This is a genomic window from Marinobacter sp., assembly GCF_040882185.1.
Taxonomy (GTDB): domain Bacteria; phylum Pseudomonadota; class Gammaproteobacteria; order Pseudomonadales; family Oleiphilaceae; genus Marinobacter.
In genome coordinates this window covers 311,950-332,359 of record NZ_JBBEBW010000002.1, presented here as the reverse complement: position 1 = coordinate 332,359, position 20,410 = coordinate 311,950, and the positions used below count along the sequence as shown (strand labels likewise).

22 protein-coding genes are annotated in these 20,410 nt (G+C 55.5%); 8 read left to right on the top strand and 14 right to left on the bottom strand.

Going from position 1 to position 20,410, the window contains the following annotated elements:
- Positions 1–15: 15 nt before the first annotated feature.
- The 3 genes from WEB64_RS02560 to zapE all read right to left on the bottom strand — a co-directional run bounded on the left by WEB64_RS02560 (position 16) and on the right by zapE (position 4,517).
- The gene (locus tag WEB64_RS02560) at positions 16–1,872 is read right to left on the bottom strand and encodes a DUF1302 domain-containing protein (RefSeq protein WP_368061941.1); all 1,857 of its coding nucleotides are present in this window, start codon (positions 1,870–1,872) and stop codon (positions 16–18) included.
- Between the two features lie 271 nt (positions 1,873–2,143).
- Positions 2,144–3,346, bottom strand: coding sequence for an acetyl-CoA C-acyltransferase (locus WEB64_RS02555; protein ID WP_368061942.1), 1,203 nt, complete (start codon positions 3,344–3,346; stop codon positions 2,144–2,146).
- A gap of 73 nt (positions 3,347–3,419) precedes the next feature.
- The gene (zapE, locus tag WEB64_RS02550) at positions 3,420–4,517 is read right to left on the bottom strand and encodes a cell division protein ZapE (RefSeq protein ID WP_368061943.1); all 1,098 of its coding nucleotides are present in this window, start codon (positions 4,515–4,517) and stop codon (positions 3,420–3,422) included.
- A 237-nt stretch (positions 4,518–4,754) separates the two neighbouring features.
- Here zapE and WEB64_RS02545 point away from each other — a divergent pair, with 237 nt between their 5' ends.
- Positions 4,755–5,192: a YhcB family protein gene (locus WEB64_RS02545; protein ID WP_368061944.1), complete on the top strand. Its 438-nt coding sequence runs from the start codon at positions 4,755–4,757 to the stop codon at positions 5,190–5,192.
- A 103-nt stretch (positions 5,193–5,295) separates the two neighbouring features.
- Here the strand turns inward: WEB64_RS02545 and WEB64_RS02540 are convergent, their stop codons facing one another.
- The 11 genes from WEB64_RS02540 to WEB64_RS02490 all read right to left on the bottom strand — a co-directional run bounded on the left by WEB64_RS02540 (position 5,296) and on the right by WEB64_RS02490 (position 14,079).
- Positions 5,296–6,051, bottom strand: a complete 756-nt coding sequence (locus tag WEB64_RS02540; RefSeq protein ID WP_368061945.1) for a Nif3-like dinuclear metal center hexameric protein — start codon at positions 6,049–6,051, stop codon at positions 5,296–5,298.
- A gap of 43 nt (positions 6,052–6,094) precedes the next feature.
- A complete protein-coding gene (hisC, locus tag WEB64_RS02535; protein WP_368061946.1) occupies positions 6,095–7,150 on the bottom strand; it encodes a histidinol-phosphate transaminase in 1,056 nt (351 codons plus the stop codon).
- Between the two features lie 10 nt (positions 7,151–7,160).
- Positions 7,161–8,468: a histidinol dehydrogenase gene (gene hisD, locus WEB64_RS02530; protein ID WP_368061947.1), complete on the bottom strand. Its 1,308-nt coding sequence runs from the start codon at positions 8,466–8,468 to the stop codon at positions 7,161–7,163.
- A 97-nt stretch (positions 8,469–8,565) separates the two neighbouring features.
- A complete protein-coding gene (gene hisG, locus WEB64_RS02525; RefSeq protein ID WP_368061948.1) occupies positions 8,566–9,204 on the bottom strand; it encodes an ATP phosphoribosyltransferase in 639 nt (212 codons plus the stop codon).
- Positions 9,205–9,246: 42 nt separating this feature from the next.
- Positions 9,247–10,509, bottom strand: a complete 1,263-nt coding sequence (murA, locus tag WEB64_RS02520) for a UDP-N-acetylglucosamine 1-carboxyvinyltransferase (protein ID WP_368061949.1) — start codon at positions 10,507–10,509, stop codon at positions 9,247–9,249.
- A gap of 73 nt (positions 10,510–10,582) precedes the next feature.
- On the bottom strand, positions 10,583–10,828 hold the full coding sequence (locus WEB64_RS02515) for a BolA family protein (RefSeq protein WP_368061950.1): 246 nt from the start codon (positions 10,826–10,828) through the stop codon (positions 10,583–10,585).
- 87 nt (positions 10,829–10,915) lie between these two features.
- Positions 10,916–11,272 (bottom strand): lipid asymmetry maintenance protein MlaB, encoded by a 357-nt coding sequence (locus tag WEB64_RS02510; protein WP_368061951.1) that lies wholly within the window; start codon positions 11,270–11,272, stop codon positions 10,916–10,918.
- On the bottom strand, positions 11,269–11,922 hold the full coding sequence (locus tag WEB64_RS02505) for a phospholipid-binding protein MlaC (protein WP_368061952.1): 654 nt from the start codon (positions 11,920–11,922) through the stop codon (positions 11,269–11,271). The genes WEB64_RS02510 and WEB64_RS02505 overlap by 4 nt, the downstream gene beginning before the upstream one ends.
- An 85-nt stretch (positions 11,923–12,007) precedes the next feature.
- Positions 12,008–12,457: an outer membrane lipid asymmetry maintenance protein MlaD gene (mlaD, locus tag WEB64_RS02500; protein WP_368061953.1), complete on the bottom strand. Its 450-nt coding sequence runs from the start codon at positions 12,455–12,457 to the stop codon at positions 12,008–12,010.
- A gap of 30 nt (positions 12,458–12,487) precedes the next feature.
- Positions 12,488–13,270 (bottom strand): lipid asymmetry maintenance ABC transporter permease subunit MlaE, encoded by a 783-nt coding sequence (gene mlaE / locus WEB64_RS02495; protein WP_368061954.1) that lies wholly within the window; start codon positions 13,268–13,270, stop codon positions 12,488–12,490.
- Positions 13,267–14,079, bottom strand: coding sequence for an ABC transporter ATP-binding protein (locus tag WEB64_RS02490; protein ID WP_368061955.1), 813 nt, complete (start codon positions 14,077–14,079; stop codon positions 13,267–13,269). Before WEB64_RS02490 ends, mlaE begins: the two co-directional genes overlap by 4 nt.
- Before the next feature lie 192 nt (positions 14,080–14,271).
- Between WEB64_RS02490 and WEB64_RS02485 the strand changes: the two genes are divergently transcribed.
- The 7 genes from WEB64_RS02485 to WEB64_RS02455 all read left to right on the top strand — a co-directional run bounded on the left by WEB64_RS02485 (position 14,272) and on the right by WEB64_RS02455 (position 20,395).
- Positions 14,272–15,231, top strand: coding sequence for a calcium/sodium antiporter (locus WEB64_RS02485; RefSeq protein WP_368061956.1), 960 nt, complete (start codon positions 14,272–14,274; stop codon positions 15,229–15,231).
- Positions 15,232–15,300: 69 nt separating this feature from the next.
- On the top strand, positions 15,301–16,269 hold the full coding sequence (locus WEB64_RS02480; RefSeq protein ID WP_368061957.1) for a KpsF/GutQ family sugar-phosphate isomerase: 969 nt from the start codon (positions 15,301–15,303) through the stop codon (positions 16,267–16,269).
- The gene (locus WEB64_RS02475; RefSeq protein WP_368061958.1) at positions 16,269–16,832 is read left to right on the top strand and encodes a KdsC family phosphatase; all 564 of its coding nucleotides are present in this window, start codon (positions 16,269–16,271) and stop codon (positions 16,830–16,832) included. Before WEB64_RS02480 ends, WEB64_RS02475 begins: the two co-directional genes overlap by 1 nt.
- Positions 16,829–17,425, top strand: a complete 597-nt coding sequence (gene lptC / locus WEB64_RS02470; protein ID WP_368061959.1) for an LPS export ABC transporter periplasmic protein LptC — start codon at positions 16,829–16,831, stop codon at positions 17,423–17,425. The genes WEB64_RS02475 and lptC overlap by 4 nt, the downstream gene beginning before the upstream one ends.
- Positions 17,403–18,005 carry a lipopolysaccharide transport periplasmic protein LptA gene (lptA, locus tag WEB64_RS02465; protein WP_368061960.1) on the top strand — a complete coding sequence of 201 codons (603 nt, stop codon included), beginning with the start codon at positions 17,403–17,405 and terminating at the stop codon, positions 18,003–18,005. Before lptC ends, lptA begins: the two co-directional genes overlap by 23 nt.
- Positions 18,005–18,730, top strand: a complete 726-nt coding sequence (gene lptB / locus WEB64_RS02460; RefSeq protein WP_368061961.1) for an LPS export ABC transporter ATP-binding protein — start codon at positions 18,005–18,007, stop codon at positions 18,728–18,730. The genes lptA and lptB overlap by 1 nt, the downstream gene beginning before the upstream one ends.
- A gap of 147 nt (positions 18,731–18,877) precedes the next feature.
- Complete coding sequence (locus WEB64_RS02455) at positions 18,878–20,395, top strand: RNA polymerase factor sigma-54 (protein WP_368062260.1); 1,518 nt, start codon at positions 18,878–18,880, stop codon at positions 20,393–20,395.
- Positions 20,396–20,410 lie beyond the last annotated feature (15 nt).

Sequence of the window (20,410 nt, the reverse complement as noted above, 5' to 3'; positions counted from 1 at the left end):
CAAATTCAGGCACGATCAGAACGAGTAAGACACGCTCGCGCTTATGAAGTCACGGTCAGTCAGTTCGTTATACGGCTTGCCGCCGAAAAAGTTCGTATAGCCGATCTCGCCGGTATACTTGTTCTGGTAGACGCCAGCAAGAGAGACACCAATCGACTTGTTGCCCTCGTTGAAAGCACCGCCGGGTTGTGGCGCATAGCCCTCTACATCGTGGGACCATGCCAGTTGCGGCTGCAGGTTCACACCGGCAAACGCGTTTGGATAATCCCAGACCAGACGCGCACGGTAGCCCCAGGAGAAGTCCGTTACAAACCCGTCTTGAGTACAGTAGCTGGTGTTGATGTTGAGCGCTGCGCCAGTTGAGCCTGAGCCATCACAGGCGCCGCCAGGCAGTGTGCCGATACCGAAGGTGCCGGAGCGGCCATAACGCGCCTCATCCTGACCTGGCAGATCGTGAACGTAAGTCGCGCCCACTTCGCCAATAAAGGACAGACGGCTGGCACCCATCACCTGGTCGAAGAACTTGATCAGGGTCATCTGGGCCTGGGATACACCGAAACGATCATAGCCATCAACGCGCGTTCCGCGGAGGTCTGCCCCAGCCCCGGCTTCTGCCTGTCGCTGAACCTGCAGCAAACTGGCAGGCTCGCCGGTTTCAGGATTAACCTGCTGCAATCCACCGTAGATCAGCTCAAACGCGTTCCACTGGAGCGGTAGCTTGTCGCGGTAACTGTATTCAGCACCCAATGACCAGCCGCCCGGAGTCGTGGTGTTGATGCTGATACCGTAGAGGTTGATATTTTCCGGATATTCGATGAAGTACGACGGGAACCGCTCGCCTTCACGATCATCCCGAACGGTGCCGCTGACATAAGGCAAACGGCTGTTGTACTTGATGTAGTAAAAACCCAGTTCGGAATCGTTCAGAGCGGGCACGTACCAGCGCAACGCCACACCGAACTGGTCTTTCTCGTCCGCATCCTGGTCAGCCAGGCGCGGGGCTACGAAACCCTGGGCAAAAGCCTGGGAGTCTGGTAACTGGCCAGCCAGTAACACCGGACCACAGCCATCGGCCGCGAAATCGTTGGTGGAGAAGAAAGTTCCGCAATCGTCTGGCCGAACAGGTTCCCAATCGGTTTGCACAAACGCTTCTACAGTAACATTCTGGGTCAAGCCAACGGAGGTATAGAACATTTCAACCGGCAGCAAAGCTTCTTTCAGCTCAGAGCCAGGTGCCCGAAAGGCGGGGACGTCAATCGGGTTGATGGTATTGATACCACCCTGGATAAACGTACTTTCACCCCAACTGATGACCTGTTTGCCATACCGGAGACTGACCGGGGTATCACCAAAGTACCAGTCAGTAAAAACGTAGGCATCGAGGAACTCGGCGCCGGAAGCATTGTCATCGGCTTCGTCATTCAGGGAGCGGCGCTGACCCACATCGTCAGTAGCGCGCATTTCGTCTTTCAACTCGAAGTCATAGTAGTAGCGACCTCGAACAAAAGTACCAACACGGGTCAGGTAGTCCGAGTCCACATCATAACTGAGGAACAGATCCGTGGTGCCCTTGACGACTTTGGAGACGGTGTCACCCTTATCGAAATTCAGGTTGCCGTCATCGTAGTTATTGGTAGAAGCTCCAACGGTAGTATTGGCGAACTCCGGCCCCAGGTTACCCTGGGCAATCAGCCGACGGTCCGCGTCCTGGGTCCGCCAGGTGGCACCTGCTGAGATAGTAGTGTTAAGCGATGCCTCAACATCCCCCACATAGAATGAAAATGCTGATGCCTGGCCAGAAATGCCTGCGGCAATAGCCACAGCAAGAGGCAATTTTGCCCACTGCTGCCACTGTTGATTTTTTCTTGTCATTGGAAGGCTACTCCATTGTTGTTCTGAGTCGCTGCTCTAGTTATTGGTCTTCACGATGTTGGAGGCTTCACGCACACAGTGCTCGTGATGCTGGCACTATAGCTAAGCCAGCCGGGCGCTTTGATCAGTCAAAAGTATGATTTTACGAGCATCCGACTTTTAAACGTAATCCAGGTTCGATGATCCGCGATATTCCGACCACTCCGGTGGCCTGCCCCGACCGGAGTCATCGTACTGAATCACTATAGACAACAATCCGAAAAGCAACCAGCTACTGTCTTGGCGGGCCAACGAGCATTTCGATAGCCATAGCCGTTGCTTCACCCCCACCGATGCACAATGCGGCAATGCCGTTCTTCTTGCCATTCTGCTTGAGCGCGTGCACCAGGGTGACCAGTAGCCGGGAACCTGTGGACCCGACCGGATGACCCTGGGCACAAGCGCCGCCGCGAACGTTGACCTTCTCCGGATCAAGCCCCAGCTCCCGAATCGGCATCATCGCGACCATGGCAAAGGCCTCGTTAATCTCGAACAGATCAACGTCGTCTTTCGTCCAGCCGGTTTTCTCAAATAGCTTACTGATAGCGCCAACGGGTGCGCAGGTGAACTCGGAAGGGTGCTGTGAATGCGTGGTGTGAGCCAGAATACGCGCCAACGGCTTGAGGCCGCGGCTTTGGGCTTCAGACTCACGCATCAGGACGAGCGCAGATGCACCGTCGGAAATTGACGAAGCATTGGCTGCCGTTACCGTACCGTCCTTGCTGAATGCCGGGCGCAGCGTCGGTATTTTCTCAAGGTTGGCGTTCAGGGGCTGTTCGTCGTTCTCTACCAGCACGTCACCTTTGCGGCTACTGACCGTAACCGGAACGATCTCCTCTTTCAGCAGTCCGTCCTTAATGGCGGCCTGGGCGCGTTTCAGGGAAGCAATCGCGTAAGCATCCATATCTTCACGGGTATAGCCTTTCTGATCTGCCACATCCTGTGCGAAAGCCCCCATCAGCCGTCCTGTCTCAGCATCTTCGAGGCCATCCAGGAACATATGATCCTGAGCAGTATCACCCGGGCCCATTCGGTAACCTTTGCGGGCGTTAATGAGTAGATAGGGTGCGTTCGACATACTCTCCATGCCGCCAGCAACCATGATGTCGTTGGTTCCGGCCTTAATCAGATCGTGAGCCAGCATGGCCGCTTTCATCCCTGAACCACAGAGCTTGTTGATGGTGGTTGCACCGGTGCTGTCTGGCAGCCCGGCTTCGCGCATCGCCTGTCTGGCCGGGCCTTGTTTGAGGCCGGCGGGCAACACGTTGCCCATGATGACTTCCTGCACCTCGCCCGCCTCAATGCCCGCACGACGAACCGCCTCGGCAATTGAAATCGCTCCCAGCCTGGTAGCGCTGACCGTACTCAAACTGCCCTGAAAACCGCCCATCGGGGTGCGTACGCCACTGACAATAACAACATTATCCTGACTCATTCGGAATTTCCTCAGTTTCAATCTGTGGATTTCGAGCTATTGGTTTCAACCTGTCGGCTTCAACACGCCGGTTTCAGGCTTTGTGAGCTGCCTCCAGGTATTCTCTGGATTGCATTTCCAGCAAACGCGACTCGGTACGCTCGAATTCGAACGACAGTCGCCCGCCTGCGTATAAATCGGTAATCGGCGCGGCAGCCGAAATGATGACTTTGACGTTGCGGTCATAAAATTCATCAATCATGTTGACGAACCGACGCGCCTGATCGTCCTTGTTATGGCCCATCACCGGCACGTTGCTGACAATGATCGCGTGGAACTCGCGCGCCAGCTCGATGTAATCATTCTGACTGCGGGGGCCATCACAGAGTTCCTTGAAATCAAACCAGACCACGTCATCGGCATGACTGATAGCCCGCAACCTGCGGCCGTTGATGTCCAGCTCAAGGGTATGACTGCCAGCCTCCACCGCCAGATTGTTGTAGCTTTTTCGCAGGCTGATGTCGGCACCTTCATCCAGTGGATAATGGTAGAGTTCGGCCTGTTCGAGACTGCGCAGGCGATAATCCACACCGCCATCGACATTGACGACCTCGGTGTGCTTTTTGACCAGATCGATAGCAGGCAGAAAGCGCGCCCGCTGGAGGCCATCCTTGTAGAGCCCGTCCGGCACAATATTGGAGGTGCAAACCAGGGTCACTCCCCGCTTGAACAACCCGTCCAGCAGCGTTGCCAGAATCATGGCATCACCAATATCCGATACAAAAAACTCATCGAAGCAAATTACCCGGGCCTCTTCGGCAAATCGGGCCGCCACATGCTGCAACGGATTTTTCTGTCCCTTGAGCGTTTTCAGCTCGTTGTGTACACGCTGCATGAAGCGGTGAAAGTGCACCCGCATCTTGCGTTTGAATGGCAAAGACTCAAAAAACGTATCCATCAGATAGGTTTTCCCGCGGCCGACACCTCCCCAGAAATAGAGACCTTTGACTGGCTGCTCCCTGCCCTTCTTCAGCTTGAGACGAAGTTTTACCATTGCCTTCTGGCTTTGGCTTTCAGCCTCAACCAGATTGTCGTAAAGTGACTGTAAACGGCGCACAGCATCTTCTTGGGCGGAATCTTTTTGGAAGCCTTGCTGTGCAAGATCAAGCTGATAGCGTTCCCAGGGTGTCATCAAGAGCATTCTCGCAGTGAGTGAACGACAGAGGATTTTAAGGCGCGATATTGTGGCGGATTCTGATAAATTTCGCCATTATGCCTCAAGCGCACCCGTTTCAAATACTCCGAGTATCCGTTGCAGCCGGATCAATACGACGATTGGCTCACCCCCGACCATGGGCCTGAGTGACATCGAACGGTATACTGCGGTTTGACGGAATACCATTTAGCCAACCACAGGACGATTTTACCTATGACGAACCTGATCCTGATTGCCGCAGCGGCATTGATCATCGGCCTGATTGCCGGCGTGCTGATCGGTCGTTCAAACCAGAGCACGAGCCTGCGCCAACGTCGCGTCGAACAACAGATTGACGAACTGAAAGGTGAATACACCCGCTACCAGGCTCAGGTGAATGAACACTTTATGGAGTCAGCCCACCTGCTACGCCGCTTCAACGATACCTATCGGGACGTGAACCAGCATATGGCACGTGGGGCCAACCGGCTGTGCAATGATGAAGACTGGCTGGAAGAAATCGAAAAAACCACCACCAAGGCACGCATAGAAGCCGACCAGGCCGACGGTTTTGAGCCACCCAGGGATTACGCGCCGAAGAGTGACCCAAAGGAAAAAGGAACGCTCGCGGAAGACTTCGGGCTATCGAAGAAAGAGAAGGAGAATAGTTGAAGCCGGAAGCCCGGGCTTCGCGACTGAAGTCGCTCCTACCACTACACGACACCGCGTTTCACGGTAGGAGCGGTTTTAACCGCGATTCCGGTGGTAGCGAGTGTCAGACCGGGTTATCACAATCGATAAACTGGTGCGTGAGCCCGAATTCACGTGCCAGCGCCTCACCCAAGGCCTGCACTCCATAGCGTTCAGTAGCGTGATGACCGGCAGCAAAATAGTGAATTCCGCATTCCCGGGCGGTGTGGGTAGTGGGTTCTGAAATTTCGCCACTAATGAACGCATCCACACCTGCTTCCAGCGCCTTGGTGATATAACCCTGCGCCGCCCCTGTACACCATGCGACCCGCTTGATTGTATCCGGCCCTGATCCGACCACCAACGGCTCCCGATCCAGACATAGCTGAAGGTGAGCCGCGAATGCAGGAGGCGAAAGCGCTTTCGCAAGATTTCCAGCCCACACCAGGCCATCGAGCGGCGCGGCATCCCGGATATCGAGGATCTTTGCTAACTGCCGATTATTGCCGTATTCCGGATGGTCATCCAGGGGCAGGTGGTAGGCCACCAAGTTAATATCATGGCTCATCAACGCTTTGATTCTGGCCCGTTTCATTCCCTGGATACGCTGGTCTTCTCCTTTCCAGAAGTAGCCATGATGGACCAGGATCATATCGGCGCCCACGTAAATGGCCTCGTCGATCAACGCCTGGGAGGCCGTCACACCAGAGACGATATGCCTGATTTCCGATTTACCCTCCACCTGCAGACCATTCGGGCAATAATCCTGGAACCGGTCAGGCTCAAGCCACCCGTTCAGCGTTTGCATGAGATGGTTACGTTTTGCCGCATTTGTCGCCATCGCTGATTCTCCTGGTCGAGTAGTTCCGGTCAGATAGTTCCGGTCAGACAATATCCACAAGCGCGTCGAGCAATGCGTCGTTTTGGGCCGCTGTGCCCACGGTAATACGCAAAAAGTCCGAAATCCGGGGTTTCTGAAAATGCCGAACGATAATGCCACGCTCCCGCAAGGCCAGCGCCAGCGTTTCGCCAGCATGGCCGGGATGGCGGGCAAAGACAAAATTCGCCTTCGACGGTAACACCTCAAAGCCCTGATTGTGCAGCCCACCCGTCATCCGGTCCCGTTCGGAAATGACTGCCTGCCGGGTGTGCTCGAACCACTCGTCGTCCTCAAAGGCTGCTTTCGCGCCTGCCTGAGCCAACTTATCCAATGGATAGGAGTTGAAGCTGTTCTTGACCCGCTCCAGAGCCTCGATCAAATCCCTGTGACCAATCGCCAACCCGACCCTCAGACCCGCCAGCGAACGGGCCTTTGATAAGGTCTGGGTAATCAAAAGGTTCGGATAATGATCAACCAACGTAATGGCGCTTTCGGTGCCAAAATCCACATAAGCCTCATCCACAACCACAACGCTATCGGGATTGGCCTGCACGACCTGCTCAATCAGAGCAAGCTCCATAGCCACCCCAGTGGGGGCATTGGGATTGGGGAAAATAATGCCACCGTTGGGCTGAACATAATCATTCGGCGCAATCTGGTACTGATCGTTCAATGCAACGGTTTTTCCCTCGATACCGTAAAGACCACAGTAAACTGGGTAGAAACTGTAGGTGATATCGGGAAACAGCACCGGCGAATCGGGCTGGAATAAGGCCTGAAAGACGTGAGCAAGCACTTCGTCTGAGCCATTACCCACAAAAACCTGGGCTGTGGTAACCCCGTAGTATTGAGAAATGGTCTGCCTGAGCTGCTCGCTCTCCGGATCCGGATAGAGGCGCAAGCTGTCTCCGACCTCACCTCGAATCGCTTCAATCACTTTCGGAGACGGGCCGAACGGATTTTCATTGGTATTCAGTTTGACGAGATTAGCCATTTTCGGCTGCTCGCCGGGAACATAGGGGGCGAGGCGCGCGATCAGAGGGCTCCAGAAACGACTCATAGGACAGTCCTCAGGATTTGATACGATATTCAGCCGACCGGGCATGGGCGGTCAGCCCTTCCCCGCGGGCCAGCACTGAGGCCACGCGCCCCATGCGATCAGCGCCAGCAGCTGAGAACCCGATAATCGACGACCGCTTCTGGAAATCATACACCCCCAGTGGCGAGGAAAACCTGGCGGTTCCCGAAGTGGGCAACACGTGATTTGGCCCTGCACAATAATCTCCGAGCGCCTCAGCCGTGTAGCGGCCCATGAAAATAGCACCAGCGTGGCGAATTTTTTCCATGAGCGCCTCGGGGTCTTCCACCGACAGCTCAAGATGCTCTGGCGCGATACGGTTGGATACCTCGGCCGCCTCGGCAAGATCGGCAACTTCAATTAATGCCGCCCGATTACTGACAGACGCCGCGATAATGTCGGCACGCTCCATGGTCGGCAACAGTTTACGGATACTCTCCTCCACCTTATCGAGAAAGGCCTTGTCCGGGCTGATCAGGATCGATTGCGCCTGCTCATCGTGCTCGGCCTGGGAGAACATATCCATGGCGATCCAGTCCGGATCGGTTTTGCCGTCGCAGATCACCAGAATTTCAGAAGGGCCGGCGATCATATCAATGCCCACTGTGCCAAAAACCTCGCGCTTGGCAGTGGCGACAAAGATATTGCCAGGCCCTACGATCTTATCCACAGCAGGAACGGTCTCGGTGCCATAGGCCAGCGCCCCCACCGCCTGGGCCCCACCCAGGGTGAAAATTCGATCCACCTGAGCGATCGCCGCCGCCGCCAGCACCATGTCGTTGACCACGCCTGCAGGCGTTGGTACCACCATAATAACTTCCCCGACGCCAGCGACCTTGGCCGGGATCGCATTCATCAGCACGGACGAGGGATAGGCGGCCTTACCGCCGGGTACGTATAGGCCAGCGCGATCCAATGGGGTGATTTTCTGGCCCAGCACAGTGCCATCGGCATCCTGATACTGCCAGGAGGTCTGAACCTGGCGCTCGTGGTAATCGCGGATTCGATCAGCGGCGGCTTCCAGCGCTTTTCTCTGGTCGTCAGGAATCGATTCCAGAGCGGCGAGCATGCGCTCTCTGGATATCTCAAGGTCCGCAACGCTGTCCGCTTGCAACTGGTCAAATTTCGCCGTGAATTCAAGCACCGCAGCATCGCCACGGGTTTTTACTGCATGCAGAATATGACGAACTGACTCGTTGACCTGCTCATCCACACTGTCTTCCCACGCCAGAAGCCGGGTAAGGCAGGTATCAAAATCAGCTTGTGCCACTGACAAGCGCTTTACTGAGAGTCTGGTCATCGGTGGTCCTCGTCAATATCCCGTTAGATGAATGTAATGCTACTGGCAGCGTCAATATACAAGGAGCGGTTTAAACCGCGATCCGGATTAGCTTGCCTCAACGCCGGCGCTCTACTGCGGCGCCCATCTGCTCAATGATCGGATTCAGAGCGCTGTGTTTCATCTTCATGCTGGCTCGATTAACGACCAGACGCGTGCTGATATAATCGATCAGCTCACGGGCTTCCAGGCCGTTGGCCTTCAGGGTGTTGCCGGTATCAACGATATCGACGATTTCATCCGCCAGCCCCAGTATCGGAGCCAACTCCATCGCCCCATAGAGTTTGATGATATCCGCCTGCTTGCCCTGGGAGGCATAATACTGGCGCGCAAGATTTACGAACTTGGTCGCCACCCGGATCCGCCCCTGTGGCGCTGGCTGTCCGACCTTGCCCGCCGTCATCAGCTTGCATCGGGCAATATTCAGGTCCAGCGGTTCATAAAGACCGTCACCACCATGCTCCATCAGCACATCCTTGCCCGTCACACCCAGATCAGCCCCACCATACTGGACATAGGTCGGCACATCGGTAGCGCGGATAATCAGGAGCCGGACGTTCGGGTTGGTGGTTAGAAAAACCAGCTTACGGGATTTTTCGACGTCGTCGATGAGCTCTATCCCGGCCTCTTTCAGCAGAGGCAGAGTTTCCGTGAGGATTCGCCCTTTCGACAGCGCGATGGTGATGTTCTCGGTCATGATCCCTTCCGGTAAGTTATTGTCGGGCCGTTAACGTGCGTTCTAGCCTGGCAGACGCCGTATCGTCCCGCCCAGTAACTGGAGTTTCTCTTCGATACATTCGTAGCCGCGATCAATGTGATAGATACGGTCCACGATGGTATCGCCCTCAGCCACCAGCCCGGCAATCACCAGGCTCGCCGACGCACGCAAATCCGTGGCCATTACCGGCGCCCCGGTGAGGTGGTCGACGCCCTTGATGATAGCGGCATTGCCCTCGAGGGTAATATCGGCGCCCATGCGTATCAGTTCCTGAAGATGCATGAAGCGATTTTCAAACACGGTTTCCACAATGGTTCCGGTACCCTCTGCCACGGTGTTCATCGCCGCAAACTGGGCCTGCATGTCGGTCGGAAAAGCCGGATACGGCGCTGTACGCAGGCTCACCGCTTTAGGGCGGTTACCTTTCATGTCCAGCTCGATCCAGTCCTTACCGGTGCTTATGTGGGCGCCGGCTTCTTCCAGCTTGATCAATACGGCTTCAAGCAATCCCTCGCGAGTATCCTTGAGCTTGACCCGACCACCAGTCGCGGCAGCAGCGACCAGATAGGTGCCAGTCTCGACCCGGTCCGGCAGCACGTTGTAACGGCAACCGTGGAGACGTTCCACACCGTTGATCTCGATAGTGGCGGTGCCATGGCCCTTGATATCGGCCCCCATGGCGATCAGGCACTCCGCAAGATCGACCACTTCGGGCTCGCGGGCAGCGTTCTCCAGAATGGTTTTCCCGTCCGCCAGGGCTGCAGCCATCATAAGGTTTTCTGTCCCGGTCACAGTCACCATGTCGAGGAAGATGTGGGCGCCCTTTAAGCGGCCATTGCTCTTGGCTTTGATGAATCCGTTCTCGACCTTGATATCTGCACCCATCATTTCAAGACCGTGGATATGCAGATTGACCGGTCGGCTACCAATGGCACAGCCGCCCGGCAAAGATACTTCTGCCTCGCCGAAGTGCGCGACCAGCGGACCGAGCACCAGAATTGAGGCGCGCATGGTCTTGACCAGTTCATAAGGCGCGTGGAAATGCTTGATGGTATTGGCGTGCACTTCGACGCTCAGTTTTTCGTCGATCATCATCTCCACGCCCATGCTCCCCAGGAGCTCGATCATGGTCGTGATGTCGTGAAGATGCGGCAGATTTCCGATCGTGACCGGTTCATCCGCCAGCAGCGTTGCCGCGAGTATGGGCAGCGCAGAATTCTTGGCGCCTGAAATCCGTATTTCTCCGTCCAAAGGCTTACGGCCACGAATCAGTAATTTATCCACAATAGATGTCCTGTAATGTTCATTGGCCGGGCACTGCGACAGGAGAGCCCGAGTTGCTAACCGGCTAGCCGCGCTATTGGCCCTGCTGGGCCGCCCATTCTGCGGGTGTGAATGCTTTAATAGTCAGAGCGTGAATGGTGTTCTCAGCCAATTGCGCATTGAGAATACCGTAGATTAACTGGTGTTTTTTTACCCTTGATAACCCTTCAAATCGCTCACCAATTGCAATGACCAGGAAATGGTTGCCTTCACTGCGAACCTCAATCTCGCAATCCGGTAGCGCGTTTTTGACCAGCTCGGCCGCTTCATGGGCTTCCATAGGACAATCCTCGGGTTCGTTATAAATCAGGGGCGGAATTGTAACCAATTACGGACGCAGGCTAAACAAAGGGAGACAAGAATGTTGTCAGAGCGCCAGCGTATGTTCCTTTGAAGGGACCGGTGGCGCCTGATGGAAGCCTGGCAGATGTTGGCTCAAGCCGCTCAGAGCACTGAGCGACGATAAGCGTTCACTCATACCGGAATAGATTAGTTTCTGTTCGCGGACTTTTGCTGCTCGCTGCCAACAGAGCAGCAACGAGAGCAAAATACTGTGCGCGTTCTCAACGCCTGCCAGGGTTATCTCGACGTCACAACCGCTGGCAGCCAACTGCCGCTCCCCTTCCTGTCTCAAGGCAACCACATTGTCCGCCGTCACCTCACCGGACACTGCAAGCGTGCCTTCAGATCGCAGGCGGATCGACGGGGCTGCCCCGGCGGTCATGACTTATTAGCGCCTTCTTCGAGCTCAAGTGCTTCGACGGCCTTGCTCCAGTCGTCGATGACAGCCTGGACTTCCCCACCCTTGGACTCCATTTCCTGGGCAAAACGGTCGCGGAATGCCAGGCCGATATTCACACCCTCAACGATCACGTTCTCCATTAACCACTTGCCTTCATCATTACGGTACATCGAATAGCTGACCGGGTAGCGGTTACCCGCAGCAGTCTCCACTTCCATGGCGACCGATGCGCGACTGTCATTGGAGGGATCAATGGTCGCCTCCTTGACTGCAATGGTGAAATCGTCAGCGGAAACAAGGGCTTGAGCATAACTATCAAACAGGCTCTCTTTGAACTTTTCAACAAATTCATCCCGCTGCTCTGGCGTGGCCTGACGAGCGTAGCGCCCCATGACGCGGGCTGCTATGCGACGAAAATCGACAAAATCCCGTAATTCGGTATCCATGCTCTCGTAGAAAGCTTCTGGATCTTCGGCATAAAGCCCACGTTCGGCATTCAGCTTGTCGACCAATTGCTGGGTATTCTTATCAACGTAGCGACGCAAGTCCTCATTGGCACTGGCTTGGACCGATACCAGCAAGGCAGCGACAACCAGAGCGACAACCGGCAACAATCTCCGTTTTAAAGCCATGCATTTCTCCTGTCCGAGCATTAATTAAAATGTTTCCAGTGTCTCGGCTAACCAGCCGGAAACGTCATGACAGTTACGCTACGGATCAGCGACCCGATGCAAAGTTGGTGATCAATCGTTCAAGGTTCATCGCAAACTGGGTCTCGTAGAAATCATCCCCATCGGATAATGCTTCCATGTCTGCACCTACCGAAATATCAATATACTGGTCCCCAAGCAGGCCTGATGTACGTATTACTGCTGAACTGTCTGCCGGAATCGAACTGTACGCGGCGTCAATGTCAATGGCGACCCGAGCCTGGAAGGTTTTGGGGTTCAGGGTGATTTCACGGATCCGTCCGATCGATACCCCGGCCATGGAAACCTTGCCTCGGGGCGAGAGCCCCCCTGCATCGTTAAAATCGGCGTAGACGGTATAAGTATCACCCGCTGGTTTCAGCGATAGACCGCTTACCTGCAGCGCGAGAAATAACAATGCTACGAACCCGGCGACCATAAATAGCCCGACGATGATTTCCGTTGTCCTTTGCGCCATGTCACCCTCCCGGAAACAGTGCCAACTGCTTCAGAACCCGCCAAACATAACGGCAGTCAGGACAAAATCCAGCCCCAGCACCGCCAATGAAGAATACACTACTGTTTTCGTCGTAGCAGAACTGATTCCCGCCGACGTGGGCACGCAGTCATAACCCTGAAAGACCGCAATCCAGGTGCAGACGAAGCCAAACACCACACTTTTGATAACGCCATTCATTACGTCCTCGGTAAAACTGACCGCCGATTGCATATTGGACCAGAACGCGCCCTGAAATACGCCCAACCATTCAACAGCAACCAGCATACCGCCCCAAATGCCTACAACCGAGAAGATCACGGCCAGTAACGGCATGGAAATAAAGCCGGCCCAGAACCTCGGCGCAACCACCCTTCGCAACGGATCGACGCCCATCATTTCCATGCTGGACAACTGCTCGGTGGCTTTCATCAACCCGATTTCCGCCGTTAACGCTGACCCGGCGCGCCCCGCGAACAGAAGTGCGGTTACCACTGGCCCCAATTCCCTGACCAGTGTCAGCGCAACCATCTGCCCGATAGCCTGTTCGGAACCATAGTCACTCAGGATGGTATAGCCCTGGAGCCCGAGCACCATACCGATAAACAACCCGGACACGACAACAATAATCAGAGAAAGAACGCCAATGGAGTAAAGTTGGCGCATCAATAAGGGGGTGCCAACCCGTGGATTCGGAACGCCTCCCAAGGTCCGCCACAAGAAAGTGCCTGAACGGCCGAGTGCGCCGATAGCGGTGAGACCGCTTCGACCCAGGCGTGCGATGGCACCCATCATTCGGACACCTCACCCAGACCCCAGTCCCCGGAACTGTCCGGCGCCGGGTAATGAAACGGAACGGGGCCGTCCGGCTGACCTGTCAGAAATTGCTGGACGCGCTCGGATGGGTGTTCGCGGAGCTCATCAGGCGTGCCCTGACCAATAATCCTGCCGTCGGAAATAATGCAGGCGAAATGACAAATGCTGAGGCTTTCAGGAACATCGTGGGAAACCAGCACGCTGGTGAGCCCCATGGTGCTGTTGAGGTCGCGAATCATTTTAACCAGCACGCCCATGGCAATGGGGTCCTGACCGGCGAAAGGTTCGTCGTACATGATCAACTCAGGGTCCATGACGATACTGCGGGCCAATGCCACACGACGGGTCATGCCACCGGACAATTCGGAGGGCATCATAGTACGTGTGCCCCGGAGCCCGACAGCCTCGAGCTTCATCAATACGATATCGCGGATCATCTCTTCCGGTAGACGGGTGTGAACCCGGAGTGGGAAAGCCACGTTTTCAAAAACGCTGATATCGGTAAACAGGGCGCCGCTCTGAAACAGCATCCCCATGTTCTCACGAAGATCGTAGAGCGCCTTGCGTCCCAGGGTTGAGACGTCGTGGCCCGCCACGATAACACTGCCCGAGGAGGGTTTTAACTGGCCACCGATCAGTTTCAACAGCGTCGTTTTCCCGGTACCACTAGGACCCATGATGGCGGTGATCAGGCCTTTGGGAATATCAAGGGAGACCCCATCAAAAATCGTATGCGCTCCCCGGGAGAAACGAACGTTGTCGAAGCTGATATAGGGGGAAGACGCCATAACGTATCCGATGAGTTCGGGGGTTCCGCATTGCGCCAGATGCTGGCGGAGTGATGGAAGTTAGTCTGCGGCTCTTAATGAGCGGTACATTATGATAAGTTCCACCCGAGCTCAATGATCGCTCTCAAAATAGCCTGATTGCAACGATCAGATCACCTGAATAACCGGGCATCCGGACAACCAAGGTTTACTATGACTTTTGGCCTTTATATTGGCGCCATCGTAATTGGCCTCGCGCTACTGACCTGGAGTGCCGACCGTTTTATTAACGGCGCGGTTGGCTGCTCCGACGTATTGAAACTTCCGCCGATGATAACAGGGCTCATTCTGGTCGCCTTTGGCACTTCGGCGCCTGAGATCCTGGTATCCACCCTCGCCTCGTTGACGGGGTCGCCAGCACTTGCGGTAGGCAATGCACTGGGCTCCAACATCGCGAATATCGGGTTGGTCCTCGGCCTTACCACGCTGATCGCCCCCATTGTCCTAAAAAAAACTGTACTTTATCGCGAGCTGCCCGTTCTTCTGGCGGTGACGATGATTGCCTGGCTGCTGTTGCTGGACTACCAGCTCTCGCCAATAGACGGCGTGGTGCTACTGCTGCTGCTGGCCGTTTCTATGGGGTTTCTGATCTGGCGCAATCAGCCCGGCACTGAAGACGTGTTTGAAATACCCGAGGAAGGCCATGGTTTATCGGGCGGGAAAGCTGTATTTCACTTCCTGAGTGGCCTTGTAGTTCTGATCGCCAGTGCCCGACTGCTCGTCTGGGGCGCGTCAGAACTGGCCATTGGTCTGGGTATCGACGAACTTATCGTGGGTCTGACGATTGTCGCTATCGGTACCAGCTTACCGGAGCTTGCAGCTTCATTGTCTGCGGCTTTGAAAGGACAGCAGGATATGGCGCTGGGTAACATTGTCGGCTCAAACCTGTTCAACCTGCTGGCGGTTCTGGCCATCCCGGCCCTGTTGGGCCCCATGAACCTGACGACTGACATAATTCTCAGAGATTACGGCACCATGGCCGCCCTAACGGTATTGCTCGGCGTATTCGCCTACAGCATGCAAAGAAAGGGAAAACTGGCCAGACTTGAGGGTGGTATACTGCTGGCCATCTATGCGGGTTATACCGCCTGGCTCGTTGTCTCCATCTCGTGAAAGGCGGCATTTACGAAGCGCCTGGCATTTGGCATTGTTTGTTTAATGACGCATTACATCAGGACGGATATGAACCAGCGCTACATTGAATTTGCCCTCAAGGCCATAACCATCGAACTTGATGCGATCGAGGCATTAAAGTCCCGGATCGCTGAGGACTTTGTCCGCGCCTGTGAAACCATCATGGCGTGCAAGGGGCGCGTGGTCGTCACCGGCATGGGCAAATCCGGCCACATTGGCAATAAAATCGCTGCAACCCTTGCCAGTACCGGCACACCCTCGTTCTTCGTGCACCCCGGGGAAGCAAGCCATGGCGATCTTGGCATGATCACCAGCCAGGACGTGGTGCTGGCCATTTCGAACTCCGGCAATACCGCCGAGGTGCTGACCATATTGCCCCTTATCAAACGCATGGGGGCGCCGCTGATCAGCATGACTGGCAACAGCGAGTCCATTCTGGCCCGTGAGGCGGTTGCGAATCTGGATATCAGCGTTGCTCTGGAGGCCTGTCCGCTCGGGCTGGCCCCCACCTCGAGTACAACGGCGACACTGGTTATGGGGGACGCACTGGCGGTAGCCCTGCTGGAAGCCCGTGGTTTCAGCGCCGAGGATTTTGCTTTTTCACACCCTGGAGGAACCCTGGGACGCCGTCTGCTGCTGCGGGTTTCCGACATCATGCACATCGGTGACCGTATTCCGAGAGTCTCACCTCAAACGACTTTGGGCGGAGCCCTGCTTGAGATTTCCCAGAAAGGCCTGGGGATGACCACCATTGTTGATAGTTCCGGGCACATGCTGGGGCTGTTCACAGACGGTGACTTGCGACGAACGCTGGACCGTGCCATCGATATTCACAATACGCCGATAGAAGACGTGATGACCCGGAACGGCAAAACCATCCACGATGACCAGCTCGCCGCCGAAGCACTGAACATTATGGAAGAGCTGAAAATCAACGCGCTTCCGGTGATCAACCGGCGCGGTGAGCTGACCGGCGCCATTAACATGCATGACCTGCTCAGGGCGGGAGTGATCTGATGGCGCTATCCGTGCCCGCTAAAATAAGTCGCAAAGCGGCAAGCATCCGTTTACTGGTATTGGACGTTGACGGCGTCATGAGCAATGGCCAGTTGTTGTTCAGTGCGCAAGGCGACGAACTTAAAGCCTTCAATATCCTGGACGGTCTCGGCATCAAACAGCTCATGGCCGCCGGCCTGGACGTAGCCATCATCACCGGGCGCACGTCTCCGCTGACCGCTAAACGGGCCAGCGACCTTGGCATCCAGTATCTTCTACAGGGCCGTGAAGACAAACTGGACGCCCTCGCTGAGCTTGCCGCCGAACTCGGACGCACTGCCGATCAAATAGCGTATATGGGGGACGACCTGCCAGATCTGGCTGCTATTCAGTTTGCCGGACTCGGGGTGACCGTGCCAAACGGTCACTGGTTCGTCAGACAGCACGCAGACTATTGCACCAGCATCCCGGGAGGGACTGGTGCCGTTCGGGAACTGAGTGACCTGATTCTGGCCAGCCAGAACCGCCTTGATGACATGCTTACTGCCTACTTGCTGGGCGATAACCACAAGGGTGGCCAGTGACGCTCGCCGGGCTGTTTTCCCATCGCCTGACGAGAATGGCAGCTCTGGCAGGCGCCGGTCTCGCGCTTGGCTCCCTGCTTTGGCAGAGTGAGGAAAGTCGGGAGCCTGTAGACGCAGTGGAATTACGGGGCGCCAACGAGCCAGACGGCTTTGTGGTGAATGGGCGCTACCGTTCCTTTGACCAGAACGGCCAGCTTGAAACCGTTATTCAAAGCCCCCGTATCGAGCAGTTCGAATCCCGTAACCTGGCTACCATGCTGCTACCTGATGCCACACTTCATGACCCCGAATCCAACACAACCTGGATGCTGACGGCAAATCAGGGTGAGCTCCACCGGGGTGAAGACATTATCGATCTGGAGGGTAACGTACTGGTACGCAGACCGCTGGCAAATGGCGAGTTGGCAACCCTTGAGGCAGAGCACCTGACTCTGGATAACAAACAGCGTACCGTGTACACCGATACCCCCGTAGTGCTTACGGAGGCTCACGGCGTGACGAGAGCCACCGGCATGAAGGCCTGGATCGACGACCGGGTTCTGGAGCTTCAATCACAGGTTAAAGGACACTATGACACGCCCCCATCAAACTGAAGTACCCTCCAGCCGACTCCGGTTATCCAAGTTGGCGGTGGTGTCATCGCTCATTGCGGCGCTGTGGCTGACAGCGGCCCCAGCGGTGGCCTTCGATCTGGACTCTAATACCCCTATCTCGGTCAGCGCCGACAGGGCTCGCCTGGATGATAGCAAAGGCGAGGCAACCTACACCGGCGATGTGATCGTAACCCAGAACCAGACCCGGCTGACTGCCGATCGCGTGATTCTTTACCGCGATCAGGAGGGTGTTCAGCGAATTGAGGCATTTGGCACCCCGGCCCGTTACAGGCATCCCGCGATAGGCGATCAGGCAGAGACAGACGCGCAATCCCTGAAGATCACCTACGCCGCTAAAGACAATCAGCTTACGTTCGAGGAAGAAGCTGTTATTGAACAGGCTGGCAACGTGTTTCGCGGTGACCGCATCAAGTACGACACCACCGCCCGGATCGTGACCGCCGAGGGCACGCGTCGGGAGGGTGAGCCCCAGGGGCGGGTGGAGATGGTTATTCAACCCCGCAGCGGTACTGCTGAACCGGCCTCCTCTGACTCATCAACCAATGGGGACAACCCCTGATGGCTGTATTGAGAGCGAGCAATCTGGCGAAAAGCTATAAGCAGAAAAAAGTCGTTATTGACGTCTCCCTGGAGATCCACAGCGGCGAAATAGTGGGCCTGCTGGGACCGAACGGCGCTGGCAAGACGACGTGTTTCTATATGATCGTAGGCCTGGTGCCTGCCGACAATGGCAGGGTATCCATCGATTCCCAGGATATTACGCCGTTACCCATGCATGGCCGGGCCAGAAAAGGCATCGGTTACCTGCCGCAAGAGGCGTCCGTATTCCGTAAACTGACGGTACGGGACAACATCATGGCGATTCTGGAAACCCGTAAAACGCTCAGTAAGGCCCAGCGCGAAGAGAAGCTGGAATCGCTGTTGGCAGAATTCCACATTACCCATATCCGCGACAGCCTTGGTATGGCGTTGTCGGGCGGCGAACGCCGACGGGTAGAAATTGCCAGAGCACTGGCGGTGGAGCCCGCGTTCATCTTGCTTGATGAGCCCTTCGCGGGGGTAGACCCGATTTCAGTCAGTGATATCAAACAGATCATCCGGCATTTACGCGATAAAGGAATAGGCGTACTGATCACTGATCATAACGTACGGGAAACCCTGGATATCTGCGAGAACGCTTACATCGTCAGCGGCGGCCATATTATCGCCTCCGGCCATGCTGATGAGATTCTTGCTAACCAGCAAGTCAAGGAAGTTTATCTGGGCAACGAATTCAGGCTGTAGGCAGCAACAGATCAATTGTCTTGCACCCCTTCAAGCAAGTACACTTCGGCAGAGATATTGCTTGTAAAGCCAAGTTGCCAGCAAGTAACACTTTTTTCATTGTCTCAGCACCGGACATCAACGGGTGACGGAATTCAAACCATGGTAATGAAAGCCTCTCTGCAGTTAAAGCTGGGTCAAAGTCTCACCATGACGCCCCAGCTGCAACAGGCAATCCGGCTTCTTCAGCTGTCTACCCTGGACCTACAGCAGGAAATCCAGCAGGCGCTTGAATCCAACCCCATGTTGGAAACGCCTGAGGACGAAGAGCTAGCGGAGACCCAGCACGAAAACGGTCTGGATCATGATGCCACCAGTGCCGAGCACACTGACCCCGAACCGACGGATACGACCTGGGACGAAGCCGAAACTGGTCCTGACTGGGCAAGCGAAACAGAGATACCCAGTGATATACCGGACGATTTGCCAGTCGACACCGCCTGGGATGATGTTTACCAGTCCGCACCGGCGTCATCGGCCCGCAATGACGACGAAAACGACCACGATTTCGAAACCCGTAACTCACCTACCGAAACCCTGCAGGATCACCTTGAGTGGCAGCTTAATCTGACACCCTTGACCGATCGTGACCGCGCAATCGCTCACGCCCTGCTGGACTCCGTGGACGAACGTGGGTACATGACCTCCAGCATCGAGGAGATTCACTCAGGATTGGTGGATGAGACCGAGGACGATCCGCTCGAGCTCGACGAAGTAGAGGCAGTACTGCATCGCCTCCAGCATTTTGATCCTGCAGGCGTTTTCTGCCGGAATCTGCAGGAGTGTCTGCTCATTCAGCTTCAGCAGATGCCTCCTGAGACACCCTGGTTACCCCAGGCCCGACTGGTCATTACTCACTACATTAATTTATTGGGCAACCGTGATTACGCTCAGCTTCTGCGCCGCAGCCGACTCAAGGAAGATCAGCTCAAATCGGTGCTTGCGTTGATCACCGGGCTGAACCCGCGGCCTGGCGACTCTGTCGACCGGGCCGAGCCAGACTATGTCATACCCGACGTGATTGTTCGCAAGGTCAGCGATCGGTGGCGGGTTGAGCTCAACCCTGAAATTGCTCCGCGCATTCGTGTAAATGCCAGCTATGCTTCACTTATAAAGCGCGCTGACAGCAGTGCCGATAACACCTACATGCGGGATCAGCTGCAAGAGGCCAAGTGGTTTATCAAGAGCCTCCAAAGCCGTAACGAAACACTGCTAAAGGTGGCCACAAGAATTGTAGAGCATCAGCAGGGCTTTCTTGAGCAGGGTGAAGAATCCATGAAGCCGCTGATATTGTCGGATATTGCCCAGGCTGTGGAAATGCACGAGTCGACCATTTCACGGGTAACTACCCAGAAATACATGCACACTCCGCGCGGCATTTTTGAGCTCAAGTATTTTTTCTCGAGCCATGTCAGTACCGACGAAGGTGGGGAGTGTTCCTCAACGGCAATCCGTGCCATGATCAAAAAACTGATTGCGGCAGAAACGCCCAAGAAACCGTTGAGCGACAGCAAAATTGCCACCATGCTGGGTGATACGGGCATCAATGTTGCCCGGCGTACGGTCGCAAAATACCGGGAAGCGATGCATATTCCGCCCTCAAATGAGCGGAAAAGACTGGTTTGAAGCACTGCAGACTGC

Coding starts and splice junctions, on each gene's coding strand:
- WEB64_RS02560 (WP_368061941.1), bottom strand. CDS start 1,872: ATGACAAGAAAAAATCAACAGTGGCAGCAGTGGGCAAAATTGCCTCTT.
- WEB64_RS02555 (WP_368061942.1), bottom strand. CDS start 3,346: ATGAGTCAGGATAATGTTGTTATTGTCAGTGGCGTACGCACCCCGATG.
- zapE (WP_368061943.1), bottom strand. CDS start 4,517: ATGACACCCTGGGAACGCTATCAGCTTGATCTTGCACAGCAAGGCTTC.
- WEB64_RS02545 (WP_368061944.1), top strand. CDS start 4,755: ATGACGAACCTGATCCTGATTGCCGCAGCGGCATTGATCATCGGCCTG.
- WEB64_RS02540 (WP_368061945.1), bottom strand. CDS start 6,051: ATGGCGACAAATGCGGCAAAACGTAACCATCTCATGCAAACGCTGAAC.
- hisC (WP_368061946.1), bottom strand. CDS start 7,150: ATGAGTCGTTTCTGGAGCCCTCTGATCGCGCGCCTCGCCCCCTATGTT.
- hisD (WP_368061947.1), bottom strand. CDS start 8,468: ATGACCAGACTCTCAGTAAAGCGCTTGTCAGTGGCACAAGCTGATTTT.
- hisG (WP_368061948.1), bottom strand. CDS start 9,204: ATGACCGAGAACATCACCATCGCGCTGTCGAAAGGGCGAATCCTCACG.
- WEB64_RS02515 (WP_368061950.1), bottom strand. CDS start 10,828: ATGGAAGCCCATGAAGCGGCCGAGCTGGTCAAAAACGCGCTACCGGAT.
- WEB64_RS02510 (WP_368061951.1), bottom strand. CDS start 11,272: ATGACCGCCGGGGCAGCCCCGTCGATCCGCCTGCGATCTGAAGGCACG.
- WEB64_RS02505 (WP_368061952.1), bottom strand. CDS start 11,922: ATGGCTTTAAAACGGAGATTGTTGCCGGTTGTCGCTCTGGTTGTCGCT.
- mlaD (WP_368061953.1), bottom strand. CDS start 12,457: ATGGCGCAAAGGACAACGGAAATCATCGTCGGGCTATTTATGGTCGCC.
- mlaE (WP_368061954.1), bottom strand. CDS start 13,270: ATGATGGGTGCCATCGCACGCCTGGGTCGAAGCGGTCTCACCGCTATC.
- WEB64_RS02490 (WP_368061955.1), bottom strand. CDS start 14,079: ATGGCGTCTTCCCCCTATATCAGCTTCGACAACGTTCGTTTCTCCCGG.
- WEB64_RS02485 (WP_368061956.1), top strand. CDS start 14,272: ATGACTTTTGGCCTTTATATTGGCGCCATCGTAATTGGCCTCGCGCTA.
- WEB64_RS02480 (WP_368061957.1), top strand. CDS start 15,301: ATGAACCAGCGCTACATTGAATTTGCCCTCAAGGCCATAACCATCGAA.
- WEB64_RS02475 (WP_368061958.1), top strand. CDS start 16,269: ATGGCGCTATCCGTGCCCGCTAAAATAAGTCGCAAAGCGGCAAGCATC.
- lptA (WP_368061960.1), top strand. CDS start 17,403: ATGACACGCCCCCATCAAACTGAAGTACCCTCCAGCCGACTCCGGTTA.
- lptB (WP_368061961.1), top strand. CDS start 18,005: ATGGCTGTATTGAGAGCGAGCAATCTGGCGAAAAGCTATAAGCAGAAA.
- WEB64_RS02455 (WP_368062260.1), top strand. CDS start 18,878: ATGAAAGCCTCTCTGCAGTTAAAGCTGGGTCAAAGTCTCACCATGACG.